This window comes from Xanthomonas nasturtii (assembly GCF_001660815.1).
Lineage (GTDB): Bacteria > Pseudomonadota > Gammaproteobacteria > Xanthomonadales > Xanthomonadaceae > Xanthomonas > Xanthomonas nasturtii.
This window is the reverse complement of record NZ_LYMI01000089.1, coordinates 76439-88678: the sequence shown is the minus strand read 5'-3', so window position 1 is coordinate 88678 and position 12240 is coordinate 76439. Positions and strand designations below refer to the sequence as shown.

At 64.7% G+C, this 12240-nt stretch carries 11 protein-coding genes and 1 pseudogene; 7 read left to right on the top strand and 5 right to left on the bottom strand.

Features of this window, described 5'->3' with window-relative positions; genetic code table 11:
* Nucleotides 1–76 precede the first annotated feature (76 nt).
* The gene (locus A7D16_RS20650) at nt 77–1210 is read left to right on the top strand and encodes a PilT/PilU family type 4a pilus ATPase (protein WP_064635139.1); all 1134 of its coding nucleotides are present in this window, start codon (nt 77–79) and stop codon (nt 1208–1210) included.
* Between the two features lie 329 nt (nt 1211–1539).
* Here A7D16_RS20650 and maiA read toward each other — a convergent pair whose 3' ends face one another.
* Both maiA and A7D16_RS20640 read right to left on the bottom strand, forming a co-directional pair.
* Nucleotides 1540–2202, bottom strand: a complete 663-nt coding sequence (maiA, locus tag A7D16_RS20645; RefSeq protein WP_064635137.1) for a maleylacetoacetate isomerase — start codon at nt 2200–2202, stop codon at nt 1540–1542.
* Between the two features lie 43 nt (nt 2203–2245).
* A complete protein-coding gene (locus tag A7D16_RS20640) occupies nt 2246–3235 on the bottom strand; it encodes a fumarylacetoacetate hydrolase family protein (RefSeq protein ID WP_064635135.1) in 990 nt (329 codons plus the stop codon).
* 376 nt (nt 3236–3611) lie between these two features.
* On the opposite strand from A7D16_RS20640, the gene A7D16_RS20635 reads away from it, so the two are divergent.
* The 3 genes from A7D16_RS20635 (at nt 3612) to A7D16_RS20625 (ending at nt 6011) form a co-directional block, all read left to right on the top strand.
* Nucleotides 3612–4994 carry a DEAD/DEAH box helicase gene (locus A7D16_RS20635; RefSeq protein ID WP_064635133.1) on the top strand — a complete coding sequence of 461 codons (1383 nt, stop codon included), beginning with the start codon at nt 3612–3614 and terminating at the stop codon, nt 4992–4994.
* A gap of 134 nt (nt 4995–5128) precedes the next feature.
* A complete protein-coding gene (queD, locus tag A7D16_RS20630) occupies nt 5129–5482 on the top strand; it encodes a 6-carboxytetrahydropterin synthase QueD (protein WP_055850251.1) in 354 nt (117 codons plus the stop codon).
* A 193-nt stretch (nt 5483–5675) separates the two neighbouring features.
* Nucleotides 5676–6011 carry a phasin family protein gene (locus A7D16_RS20625; protein WP_064635132.1) on the top strand — a complete coding sequence of 112 codons (336 nt, stop codon included), beginning with the start codon at nt 5676–5678 and terminating at the stop codon, nt 6009–6011.
* Nucleotides 6012–6332: 321 nt separating this feature from the next.
* Here the strand turns inward: A7D16_RS20625 and bioD are convergent, their stop codons facing one another.
* Nucleotides 6333–7007: a dethiobiotin synthase gene (gene bioD / locus A7D16_RS20620; RefSeq protein ID WP_064635130.1), complete on the bottom strand. Its 675-nt coding sequence runs from the start codon at nt 7005–7007 to the stop codon at nt 6333–6335.
* 307 nt (nt 7008–7314) lie between these two features.
* Between bioD and A7D16_RS20615 the strand changes: the two genes are divergently transcribed.
* The 3 genes and pseudogenes from A7D16_RS20615 to A7D16_RS22235 form a co-directional block, all read left to right on the top strand.
* A complete protein-coding gene (locus A7D16_RS20615) occupies nt 7315–7797 on the top strand; it encodes a GAF domain-containing protein (RefSeq protein ID WP_064635128.1) in 483 nt (160 codons plus the stop codon).
* Entirely contained in the window at nt 7794–8186 is a 393-nt protein-coding gene (locus tag A7D16_RS20610; protein ID WP_064635126.1) for a TfoX/Sxy family protein, read from the top strand. Before A7D16_RS20615 ends, A7D16_RS20610 begins: the two co-directional genes overlap by 4 nt.
* A 293-nt stretch (nt 8187–8479) precedes the next feature.
* Nucleotides 8480–8720: pseudogene (locus A7D16_RS22235) on the top strand (integrase core domain-containing protein); the annotation flags it as partial.
* A 178-nt stretch (nt 8721–8898) separates the two neighbouring features.
* On the opposite strand, the gene A7D16_RS20605 reads toward A7D16_RS22235, so the two are convergent.
* Nucleotides 8899–11142: a TonB-dependent siderophore receptor gene (locus tag A7D16_RS20605; protein WP_064635124.1), complete on the bottom strand. Its 2244-nt coding sequence runs from the start codon at nt 11140–11142 to the stop codon at nt 8899–8901.
* Between the two features lie 405 nt (nt 11143–11547).
* Nucleotides 11548–12198: a phosphoglycolate phosphatase gene (locus tag A7D16_RS20600; protein ID WP_064635122.1), complete on the bottom strand. Its 651-nt coding sequence runs from the start codon at nt 12196–12198 to the stop codon at nt 11548–11550.
* Nucleotides 12199–12240 lie beyond the last annotated feature (42 nt).

The following is a 12240-nucleotide window of genomic DNA, read 5'->3' as shown; positions in this document are numbered from 1 at the left end:
CTCGAGCACGGCCATTGTCGGAAGCCTGCGGCGGACTTGCAACGAGACGCTGCTGTTTGTTGGGGAACCATTGCGCATGGATATCGGCTACTTCCTGAAGCTGATGACCGAAAAGAATGCCTCGGACATGTTCTTGACCACCGGCGCGCCGGTGTACATCAAGATCGAAGGCAAGCTCTACCCGCTCGGCAATACGGGGTTGCCGCCGGGGATGGTCAAGAAAATCGCCTACTCATTGATGGACGAAGGCCAGGTGCCGCAGTTCGAGCGCGAGCTCGAGCTCAACATGGCAATTGCCTTGTCCGATGCCGGCCGCTTCCGCGTCAACGTGTTCAAGCAGCGCGGCGAAGTGGGCATGGTGATCCGCGCCATCCGCAGCCGGATCCCGAGCATCGAGGAGCTCAATCTGCCGCAGGTGCTCAAGGACGTCATCATGACCCCGCGCGGGCTGGTGCTGGTGGTGGGCTCGACCGGCTCCGGCAAGTCAACTTCGCTGGCATCGATGATCGACCATCGCAACAGCACCACCACCGGGCACATCCTCACCATCGAGGACCCGATCGAATATCTGCACAAGCACAAGATGTCGATCGTGAACCAGCGCGAGGTGGGCCTGGACACGCATGCCTTCCAGAGCGCGCTGAAGAACGCGATGCGCGAAGCGCCGGACGTGATCCTGATCGGCGAAATCCTGGATGCCGAGACCATGGAGGCCGCCATCGCGTTTGCCGAAACCGGTCACCTGTGCCTGGCCACGTTGCACTCCAACAATGCCGACCAGACCATCGAGCGCATCCTCAATTTCTTCCCCGAGAGCGCGCACAAGAACGTGCTGATGAATCTGGCGCTCAATCTGCGCGCGGTGGTGTCGCAACGCCTGGTCAAGGGCGTGGATGGACGCCGCCGGCCGGCGACCGAAGTGCTGCTCAACACGCCGATGATCCGCGACCTGCTGCGTCGCGGTCAGGTGCACGAGGTCAAGCAGGCGATGGAAGAGTCGCTGGAAGAAGGCATGCAGACCTTCGACCAATGCCTGTTCCGGATGGTGAAGTCTGGCGAAATCGAGCAGGAGGAAGCGCTGCGCGCCGCCGATTCACGCGATGGCCTTGCCCTGAAGTTCCGTCTTTCCGAAGGCGGCTCCGGCGAACACGACCCGTATGCGGACTACGAAACGGCGGCTGCGCCGAAGATCAGCCACGGGTTCATCTGATCGGTCTGGCGACGAAGGTCGGTCATTGCGGCGCTCGGGTTGCCGGCTCCTGCACTGTCAGGGCGGACGCTGCGACGAGCCCCTCATTCGCGATATCGATGCGACAAGCACCCTCATCCGGCGCTGCGCGCCACCTTCTCCCGCATGCGGGAGAAGGGACATAAGTGAGCGTGCGGTGCCTTGGGGCTTGCGCTTTGAACCGTACGGCTTTGCGTCGCAACTTCATCCAGCATCGCAACGACTGGGATCGAATCAGACGCCCGCCTGCCCTTCTCCCGTCCACGGGAGAAGGTGCCCGAAGGGCGGATGAGGGCCTCGATGCGCAGCCCTCACGCCACCGCATCAACCTGCATCTCCGGCCGTGCCGCATCGAAGGCCGGTAACGCCAGGCAGGCCTGTTCGATGCGCTGCAGGGTCGGATACGGGGCCAGATCAACCTCGAACCGGTGCGCGTTGTAGAGCTGGGGGACCAATACCCCATCGGCCAGGCCTGGCACATCGCCATGACAGAAGCGGCCAGTGAGCGGGTCGCGTGCCAGCTGCTGTTCCAGTGCGGCAAAGCCGCGCTCCATCCAGTGCCGCGTCCAGTGCTGGCGTTGCGCCGCATCCAGCGCGAACTCGCGCTCCAGCACCTGCATGACGCGCAGGTTGTTGAGCGGATGCACATCGCAGGCGATGACCTGGGCGAGCGCACGCACGCGGGCGCGCTCTGCCGGCGCTGCAGGCAGCAGGCATGTGCTGTCCGGGAACGCTTCTTCCAGATACTCCAGAATCGCCAGCGATTGCGGAATCACCACCGCGCCATGGCGCAGCGTCGGAACCAGCTGCTGTGGGTTGAGCTGTGCATAGGCAGCGGCGTGCTGCTCGCCGCCGTCGCGTACCAGATGCACCGGATGCGTGAGGTACGCCAGCGCCTTCAGATTCAGGCCGATGCGGACGCGATACGCGGCACTGGAGCGCCAGTACGAGAACAGCTCCAGTGGCGCGCTCATGCCCGGCCTCGCACGTTTTTGGTGACCAACACCTTCGCCGGTGTCATGGCAGCGGCTGCCGTTCGACGCGCTGCTCGATCGCACCGAAGATGCTGGCGCCACTGGCATCGAACATCTCGATCCGCACCACGTCACCGAACGCCATGAAGGGCGTGCTGGGCTTGCCGTCGCGCAGGGTCTCGACCACGCGCTGTTCGGCAAAACACGAGGCACCCAGGCTGGTGTCCTGGTTGGCGATGGTGCCCGAACCCACGATCGTGCCGGCCGAGAGCGGCCGCGTTTTGGCGGCGTGGGCGATCAGCTGGGCGAAGTCGAACTGCATGTCGTTGCCGGCTTCGGGCGCGCCGAACCAGGCGCCATTGACGTGGGTCACCAGCGGCAGATGCACCTTGTTCTCGCGCCAGGCAGCGTCCAGCTCGTCGGGAGTGACAAACACCGGCGATAGCGCCGAGCGCGGTTTGGATTGCACGAAACCGAAGCCCTTGGCGAGCTCGGCCGGGATCAGATTGCGCAGCGACACGTCGTTGACCAGGCCGACCAGCTGGATGTGCGCGGCGGCCTGCTCGGGCGAGGCGCCCATCGGCACGTCGTCGGTGATCACCACCAGTTCGGCTTCCAGATCGATGCCGTGGTCTTCGCTGATCACCTTGATGGCATCGCGCGGGCCGTAGAACCCTGCGCTGGTGGCCTGATACATCAGCGGGTCGGTGTAGAAGCTGTCCGGCACCTCGGCATTGCGCGCGCGGCGTACCCGCTCCACGTGCGGCAGGTAAGCGCTGCCATCGACGAACTCGTAGGCACGCGGCAGCGGTGCGGCCAAGGCCTGCATATCCAGATCGAACACGCCGTCGGCGCTGCCGTCGTTGAGCGAGGCCGACAAGGCGTTCAGACGCGGCGCCACATTGCTCCAGTCTTCCAGCGCGCGCTGCAGGGTGGGCGCGATGCCGGTGGCGCGCACGGCAGTGCGCAGGTCGCGCGCGACCACGATCAGGCTGCCGTCGCGGCCGCCTTCCTTCAGGGAACCTAGCTTCATGACCATCCTGTGCTGTGGCTGATGGGGCGATTGTACGGCCTGCCGCCGCAGTGGTTGCAGTTGAAACAACTGACCGGTACCACAACCGCAGTGACGGGATTTTGTGCAGCGCGCCAAAGGCGAGTACACTTGCCGGGTCTGCATGCGGCCGTCCGTTTCCCTTAGGGACAGCCGGCGAGGCCAGGATCGATCGATCCGCTCGCCCGCCCCACCCGACGCCTTTCGTGGTGCCGACAAACCCATCGCTCTTTGATCGGGTTGTTCCACCATCTCGCAGCGCGGTTCACGGGAACGCTCCGAGCCTCACTTTTTGCATCTGCAATGCGTCTGCGCTCCGGGCTGTGCCTGGCGGCGGCGCTTTACTTGGAGCTTCCTGATGTCTTTTGAATCCCTGGGCCTTGCGCCCTTCCTGCTGCGCGCGTTGGCCGAGCAGGGCTATGAAACCCCCACTGCGATCCAGCAGCAGGCGATCCCGTTGGTGCTGGCCGGTCACGACCTGCTGGCCGGCGCGCAGACCGGTACCGGCAAGACTGCCGCGTTCGGCCTGCCGCTGCTGCAGCACCTGGGCACCACGCCGCAGCCGGTCAACGGCCCGCGCAAGCCGCGCGCGCTGATCCTGACCCCGACCCGCGAGCTGGCCACCCAGGTGCACGACAGCCTGCGCGGCTACAGCAAGTACCTGCGCATTCCGAGCGCAGTGATCTACGGCGGCGTGGGCATGGGCAACCAGCTCGACACCCTGCGCCGCGGCGTGGACCTGCTGATCGCCTGCCCGGGGCGGCTGATCGACCATATCGAGCGTCGCAGCGTGGACCTGTCCGGCATCGAAGTGCTGATCCTGGACGAAGCCGACCGCATGCTCGACATGGGCTTTTTGCCGTCGATCAAGCGCATCCTGACCAAGCTGCCGCGCCAGGACCGTCAGACGCTGCTGTTCTCGGCCACTTTCGAAGAGAACATCAAGCAGCTGGCGCTGGAATTCATGCGCAACCCGATGCAGATCCAGGTCACCCCGAGCAACACCGTGGCCGAGAGCATCACCCATCGCGTGCACCCGGTCGATGGCGCGCGCAAGCGCGATCTGCTGCTGCACCTGCTGGCGCAGGACAGCCGCGAGCAGACCCTGGTGTTCGCGCGCACCAAGCATGGCAGCGACAAGCTGGCGCTGTTCCTGGAGAAGTCCGGCATCAAGACCGCGGCGATCCACGGCAACAAGAGCCAGGGCCAGCGCATGCGTGCACTGAGCGACTTCAAGGCCGGCCGCGTCACCGTGCTGGTGGCCACCGATATCGCTGCGCGCGGTATCGATATCGATCAGCTGCCCAAGGTCATCAACTACGACCTGCCGATGGTGGCCGAAGACTACGTGCACCGGATCGGCCGCACCGGCCGTAACGGCTCCACCGGCGAGGCGATTTCGCTGGTGGCGCAGGACGAAGCCAAGCTGCTGCGCCAGATCGTGCGCATGCTGGGCCGCGACGTGGAAATCCGCGACGTGCCGGGCTACGAGCCGCAGACCCCGATCCGCTGGGGCAACAGTGCGCCGGGCCGCGCCGAGCAGCCGGGTGGCGACCGCGCACCGCGCAAGAGCCACGCGCGTCGTCCGCATGGCGATGCGCCGCGTCAGGCGCATGCGCATGCCGGCCCGAAGAAGCCCGGTGGCCAGCGCAGCAGCGGGCCGCGTCAGGCAGCCGGTGCCGGCGCAGGCCGTCGCGATGGTGGCCGTGGCGGCCAGCGTCCGGCCAACCGCGGCGCCTGATACACGGCGTCTGCTGAGAACAAGGGCCGCGATGCGGCCCTTGTTGTATCGGGGCCGGCGTCGCCGGACCCTTGCGTCATCCGGCGACGCCGGCGCGCCCCCCCTCCTTTTGCTACTGCTTACCGATCACCGCCATGGATATCTTCAAAGTCTTTACGCTCGAAGCCGCGCATCGGCTTCCCAATGTGCCGCCCGGCCACAAGTGCGCCCGGCTGCATGGGCATTCGTTCCGGGTCGAGCTGCACGTCAGCGGCGAGCCAGGTGCCGACACCGGCTGGATCATGGACTTCGGCGACATCAAGGCCGCCTTCCAGCCGATCTACGATCGCCTGGACCACCATTACCTCAACGACATCGAGGGGCTGGAAAACCCTACCAGCGAACGGCTGGCAATCTGGATCTGGCAGCAGCTCAAGCCGGCGCTGCCGCAGCTGAGCGAGATCGTGGTGCATGAAACCTGCACCTCCGGCTGCCGCTACCGCGGCTGATTCTTCCGCGCATTCCGGTGTCCTGAAGCCGCCCGCTGGGCGGCTTTTGTCGTTTCAGACCTGTTCCAACCGTTTGATACGGAAGGACTTCTGCAGATATTTGGTAAATTTTCAGCAAACGTGTTGCATCGCAACAATATCGGCGTATGTTGCAACGCAACAAACGGTCACACGCTTCCCCAAGGGGTTCGCAATGTCGGCGCAGTTCGAAAACAGCTTCACCCGTCAGTTCGCCTCTGCTGCAGCGCGTGCCAACCAGTTGGCATTGGACACGCTGGAACAGAACGTCAACGCGACCACCAGCTTCTTCGGTGAGTTTGCGCAGGCACGCGATCTGGGCGCCTACCAGACGCTCTGGTCGAAAGGACTGCAACTGGCCCGCGACAACCTGGAACGTCTGGCTTCGGTCAATCAGGAAGTGATGGGAATGGGGTTGAAAATGTCCAGCGAGCTTGGGCAATTGGCCAAGCAGCAGTTCGACACCGGCAGCGAGCAGGCCGGCGCAACAGGCAAGACCCGGCGCAAGTAACCGCCAATAAAATTCAGCGTCTTTGCATGGGTCCCTCCCCCCGTGCAATCCGGCCCGACAGATCCCTCCCTCTGTCGGGCTTTTTTATTGCCTGATCGCTGGGGTTTTCGCTGCGCAGGTTTGGCTCGGGGACGCTGCAGGTGCGCAGCTGCTGCGGTGACATGCAAGCGTGTTGCTTACAGAGCAGTGACGGTGCGCACCACCGGCGCGTGGAGCGTGCATGCAGTCTCTGCTCAGCCACAACACGCGCGCTGGGCGCGGACCCGACCAGACGCCGACCGCGCTGCGCGCCAGCAGGCTCGCGTACTTGCCGGGTCTGACCTAGGCCGGCAATTGCAGCCCGTGCGCCTGGCTGGCGGCATCGGCACCCGGTCGCCACGGGATCCGCCCCCAGCACGGCATCGCCAGACGCGCGTGCAGCATGCGGATGTTGTCTTCGGCGCGCTCCATCTGCGGATCGATTTCGTTGGCGATCCAGCCGATGCAGTCCAGGCCGTCGGCGGCGATGGCAGCGGCGGTCAGGCGCGCATGGTTGATGCAGCCCAGCCGCACGCCGACCACCAGCACCACCGGCAGCCGCAACGCGCGCACCAGGTCGGCTTGATCCAGGGTCGCGCTCAGCGGCGCGGCCCAGCCACCGACGCCTTCCACCACCACCACTTCGGCCTGCGCGCGCAATTGCGCAAACGCCTGCGTGATCGGCGCCAGCGTCAGCGTCACGCCGACATCGGCTGCGGCCAGCTCCGGTGCCAACGGTGCGGGCAACGCATAGGGATTGAGGCTTGCATAGTCCGGTTGCGGGTGGCTGGCCGCCTGCAGCGCCAGCGCGTCTTCGTTGCGCCAGCCCTGCGGCGTGTGTTCGCAGCCGCTGGCCACCGGCTTCATGCCGACCGCGCTGTGGCCGCGTGCGCGCAACGCATGCAGCAGCGCAGTGCTGCCCATGGTCTTGCCGATACCGGTATCGGTGCCGGTGACATAAAACGCCGGGTGCTGCATACGCCAGATCCTGCGGCCGCGCCGCCATTGCCGTGAGGGCGCGCAGCATAACGCGCGCACCGGGCCGCACGGCTGAGCACGGTTGATTTGCGTTGATAGCGCGCCGTGCTGCCCGTCGCTGCCGGTGATCGATGAGCAGCGTACCGACGCCAGCCAGCCAGCGCGCGGCAATTGAGCGCAGAACGGTGCGCACCGTGATGGGCCTGCTGCGTGCTCTGACCTGCCCACACGCCCGGCGCAGCGCGTGCTCGTGCGTGACCTGCCCCGTCGCAGGCACGCTGCAGACGGCCGCTGCTAAACTTTGCCGATGTTCGCCACCTCTTCGCTGACCGGCAGCAAGCCGGAACAATATGCCCAGCTCACCGCCCAGGCCCAGGCACTGGTACACGGCGAGCCGGACCGGATCGCCAACGCCGCCAATCTGGCCGCGCTGATCTTCAACTCCCTGCCCTCGCTCAACTGGGCCGGATTTTATTTCTACGACGGCCGCGAGCTGGTGGTGGGGCCGTTCCAGGGTCTGCCGGCATGCGTGCGCATTCCGCTGGACAAGGGCGTGTGCGGCGCGGCCGCCAGCACCCGGCAGAGCCAGCGCATTGCCGACGTGGATGCGTTCCCCGGGCATATCGCCTGCGATTCGGCATCGCGCTCGGAGCTGGTGATTCCGCTGGTCAAGGGCGATGCGCTGATCGGCGTGCTGGATCTGGACAGCCCGGACCTGGACCGCTTCGATGCGGACGATCAACGCGGCCTGGAAGCCATTGCGCAACTCTTTGTGGACGCGCTGGCGTGACCACCGAGCGGATGCGCAACATCGGCCCCAAGAGCGCGGCGTGGCTGCGCCAGGTCGGCCTGCGCACGCAGCAGGACCTGCAAGCCGTCGGCGCGGTGGGTGCATTCGTGAAAGTCCGCCGTGCCGGCTTCAAGCCCAGCCTCAACCTGCTGTATTCGCTGGAAGGCGCGCTCTCCGATTGCCACTGGCAGGACGTGCCGGAAGCGCGGCGCCATGCGTTGCTGGCCGAATACGAAGCAGCCAGCGCGCTGCTGCCGGTGCGCGGCCGCGCCATCGGCGGGCCGGTGGAAACCGTGCATTACGCACGCGCCGACAACGACGATACGCACGGCGACATGATCGAGTCGGCCGATGACGGCGCGCAGCCAAGCGGCGCGCACGACGACTAAGGGCAGCGACCAGCACGATTGCGCTCACCGCCAGACGCGCGCAACCAGCGCTCGGAATCGGCATCTATCACTTGTCCGCCGCGGTTCCTGTGCGCGGCCCACACCCGGCCGGCGACTGCTCGCTATGGGTTGTTCGCGACTGTGAGCGCGTGACGTGCGGCGACGCCTCGCGTCGCGGGACATTAAGGGGTTCAGTCGACATACGTGTAAAAATGGTTCATAGCATCCGATTTCTTTTGTTAAAACATGAAGTTGTCAGAAAAAATGGCACTTCAGCCGGCGAATCCACGCCCCCGACCGATAACACCTTGGTGGAAAGCTTCAACGGACGCCTGCGGCAGGAGTGTCTCAACGCGCATTTGTTTCTTGTCACTGGCTGACGCGCGGAGCAAAATCGAACAATGGCGACGCGTCTATAACCAGGAGCGGCCCCACAGTGCACTGGCATGGAAAACCCCTGAAGAATTCGCCCGAAATTACGGGTCCCAAGCGAATTCCCAGGCGCCAACTCAGGCCGAAATCTCTATTAGCTAATGGCTCTGGAATCGGGGGGGCAACCCAGCCCGGACTCTAAACCCGGCCGCTACTCAGGACGGGGGGACGTCGAAGCCACACCAGCATTCAGATGTAGACGGCCCATCGATAGCGATGCATCGAACATCTCCTCATGGGTGCTGCTGGCATTGCAAGCACGCCGTCTTGATCACCAATCTCAGAAACCAAAACGCAACGTCGCCCAGTACGCGCGTCCCGGTTCGTTGTAGGTGGCCGCGCCTGCCGCACCGCCGGTGTTGTTGGTGCCCTCGCGAAACAGCCGGGTGTCGAACAGGTTGTCCACGCCCACACCGACGCTGACCGTGCGGGTGATGCGATAGCGGGCACTGATACCCCACAGGTCGTAGGGGTCGCGGGTGTCGGAGGCGATGGCACCGCCGCTGGTGCTCGACTGCGTGGCCGACTCCTGCTTGCCGTAAAACGTTCCGGTAAGCAGCAGCGACAACGCCTGGGTCGGTTGCCAATCCAACGTGGTGTTGACCGTGTATTCCGGGATTACCGACAGCGGCTGATCGGTGGCGGTGTTCTTGTTCTCGATCATGTAGGTGACGTTGGTGTTCCACTTCACTACGCGGCCCTGTTCGCCCAGCAACGGCAGGGTGAGATTGCCTTCCACACCCTGCACGATCGCTTCCGATGCGTTGGTCCACTGGAACACCTGCCCGCGTCCATCGGCAGTGGTACCCACCGGCACCATCCCGGCGACGATCTTGCCGTCGTATGCATTGTGGAAATAGGTCAGCGAGGCGTGGTGGCCGGACTGCGGTGCCCACTCGATGCCGATTTCCTTGTTGATGCTGGTTTCCGGATCGAGGTTGTCATTGCCCTGGATGTAGCAGCCCGACCCCAGATTGGGAAACAGCACCGGGCAGCCATTGCCGCGCGTGTAATACAGATAGTTATCGTTGGACTGATACAGATTGGGCGCCTTGAACGCACGCGCGATGCCGCCCTTGAGCAACCAGTCTTCGCTGAGTTTGTATTGCACATTGAGGCTGGGGCTGAGGTTGTTGCCGAACTGGCTGTGGTGATCCAGGCGCAGGCCGGGGGTAAGCGTCAGCCGCTCGGTGGCGTAGATGTTGTCTTCCACATACACCGCGCTGAGCGTGGCCTCACTGCGTGGACTACGGGCATCCGCAGAAAGGCCAGGAAAGCCACCACCTGCGGTGACGGCCTGCGACATCGAATACGCATCGCTGAGGCGGCTCTGGCGACGCTCGAAACCGAACGTGAGCACTTGTTCGGCCCAGGCCTGCAACGGCAGGTTGAACTCGCCGTCGATATTGAGATTGTCGAGCATGGCGGTGGAGTTGAGCAGGCTGGCCGCAATGGAACCTTCCGGGCCGCCGGCCAGGCCTTCGTTGAGACGGGTGTTGTCGGTGCCTTCGTAGGCGGCGGTGAGCCGCGAAGTGCCCAGCGCCCAGGTGCCGCGGTGCGTCAGCGAGAACGTGCGGCGCAGCATGGTGTTGGTTTCGCTGCCGAACAACGCAGCGAGATCGGCGCCTGCCAGGCCATCGGCGCTCACCGCGCGATCGCCTGCATACAGATTGCCCTGGCGGCTGAAGCCGGCATCGAGTTCGATCACCTGCCCTTCCGTCGGGTCCCAGCGCAACAGGCCGTTGATGTCCTTGTTGCGCACGCCCTCGCGCCCGGCCGGCGGCACTGCATTGGCGTTACTCGCAAAGCGGCGATTGAGCTCCAGCGAATCCGGATCGGTCTTGTTGATGTTGCCGTAGAGGCGGAACGAAAACGTGTCCGACAGCGGGCCACTGAGCTGGAATCCGATGCGTTGCCCATCGCCTTCGGCGCTGTGCTGCGGCACAAGACCGAACAGCGTCATCGCACCGGTAAGATCGCCGGTCGGTTTCTTGGTGATGATGTTGACCACACCGCCGGACGCACCGGAGCCATAACGCGCCGCCGCCGGGCCACGCAGCACCTCGATGCGCTCCACCGCGTCGGCCGGTACCCAGTTGGTATCGCCACGCGTGTTGCGTTCGCCGCTGCGGCCCATGCGCACCGCATCGCGCGACCCCACCGGCTTGCCATCCACCAGAATCAGCGTGTTTTCCGGGCCCATGCCGCGCAAATCGATCTGGCGGTTGTTGCCGTATTGCCCGGATGCGCTATTGCCGGTGAGATTGACGCCCGGCATGGTGCGCAGCAGCTGCGACAGATCGTTGACCGGTGGACGCCGCTCGATATCTTCGGCGGTGATGACCGATGAGCCCAGCGCCTGGCGCGCAATCTGCGCGGCGGTGACGTGCACGGTGTCCAGCGATTGCGGGTCGGCCACCGCGTCTTCGGCGGATGCGCTGCACATGCAGCTGCCGCAACCGATAGCGATTGCCAGCACCAGCTGACGGCGGGACACCACAGGACGGCGCGCAGGCACAGACATCCATGACCGGCATGATGCGGACATTTTTAAACCTCTCGACAGGAGATGGGCCTCTAGCGACGGCTTGAGGTGACAAAGCGGGGGCCACGCGTGCAGCAGGCGCACGGTGCGTGCGAGGCGGTGCAGCGCAGTCAAGATTGTCCGCGCATTCTACACAGATACGATTCATTCTCAAATCGAACATGTGTGTTGGCGCAGTTGCGTACGGGAATCGCACCACTGCGGCAGCTCATCTGTTGCACAGCAGGTGTCGCGTGCAGAGATGTCTGCGTTAGCTGTGTACAGACCCGGCAGCAGCACGAACGGTGTCACTCCGGGGCCACCCGTGCAGCAACATGGCGGCTGCATGAGTGGCACTCTGCGGATGTAGCGATTTGGCAAAACGCGCTGGTAGCGCGTTGCGGATTACTTCAACGCAAGCAGCTCGCGCATGTCGTCGATGATGGCCACCGCACCGGAGGTCTGCACATCGAAGCCGCGCAAATAGCCGTAACGCACCATCGCCAGCGGCATGCTGGCGGCGTTTGCGGCCGCGGCGTCGGTAGCCGAATCGCCGACCATCAGGCACTGCTGTGGTGTGTGCTGGAACTGCTCGGCCAGCTGCAGCAGCGGTGCCGGGTCGGGCTTGCGCTGCGGCAGCGAATCGCCGCCGAGCACCGTGCTGAAATACGCCCCGATCCCCAGATGCTCCAGCAGCGGTGCAATGAAACGCGACGGTTTGTTGGTGCACAACGCCAGCGTGGCGCCGGCATCGCGCAAACCTGCCAGCGCATCGGCAACGCCGGGATACAGCTGCGGGTTGTGCAGCAGGCAGGCTTGGTAGTGGCGCATCATCACCGGCATTTCTGTCTCGGCATCGTGCGTCCCGCCGGCTTCGCGCAATGCGGTGGCGAGCAGCACATGCACACCTTCGCCGATCCAGCTGCGGATCGTGGCTTCGCTGAACTGCTGCAGCCCCAATTCCTGCAAGGTGGCATTGAGTGCTTCGGCGATATCCGGGGCACTGTCCACCAGCGTGCCATCCAGATCGAAGATCACCAGCGGATACGGAAACATGCGGACTGCCTTGGGTGGGGGAGCAAGCGGCAGTGTACGCAG

Excerpts from the sequence above, each read along its gene's own strand:
- A7D16_RS20650 (WP_064635139.1), top strand. The coding sequence starts at position 77 with ATGGATATCGGCTACTTCCTGAAGCTGATGACCGAAAAGAATGCCTCG.
- maiA (WP_064635137.1), bottom strand. The coding sequence starts at position 2,202 with ATGAGCGCGCCACTGGAGCTGTTCTCGTACTGGCGCTCCAGTGCCGCG.
- A7D16_RS20640 (WP_064635135.1), bottom strand. The coding sequence starts at position 3,235 with ATGAAGCTAGGTTCCCTGAAGGAAGGCGGCCGCGACGGCAGCCTGATC.
- A7D16_RS20635 (WP_064635133.1), top strand. The coding sequence starts at position 3,612 with ATGTCTTTTGAATCCCTGGGCCTTGCGCCCTTCCTGCTGCGCGCGTTG.
- queD (WP_055850251.1), top strand. The coding sequence starts at position 5,129 with ATGGATATCTTCAAAGTCTTTACGCTCGAAGCCGCGCATCGGCTTCCC.
- A7D16_RS20625 (WP_064635132.1), top strand. The coding sequence starts at position 5,676 with ATGTCGGCGCAGTTCGAAAACAGCTTCACCCGTCAGTTCGCCTCTGCT.
- bioD (WP_064635130.1), bottom strand. The coding sequence starts at position 7,007 with ATGCAGCACCCGGCGTTTTATGTCACCGGCACCGATACCGGTATCGGC.
- A7D16_RS20615 (WP_064635128.1), top strand. The coding sequence starts at position 7,315 with ATGTTCGCCACCTCTTCGCTGACCGGCAGCAAGCCGGAACAATATGCC.
- A7D16_RS20605 (WP_064635124.1), bottom strand. The coding sequence starts at position 11,142 with ATGTCTGTGCCTGCGCGCCGTCCTGTGGTGTCCCGCCGTCAGCTGGTG.
- A7D16_RS20600 (WP_064635122.1), bottom strand. The coding sequence starts at position 12,198 with ATGTTTCCGTATCCGCTGGTGATCTTCGATCTGGATGGCACGCTGGTG.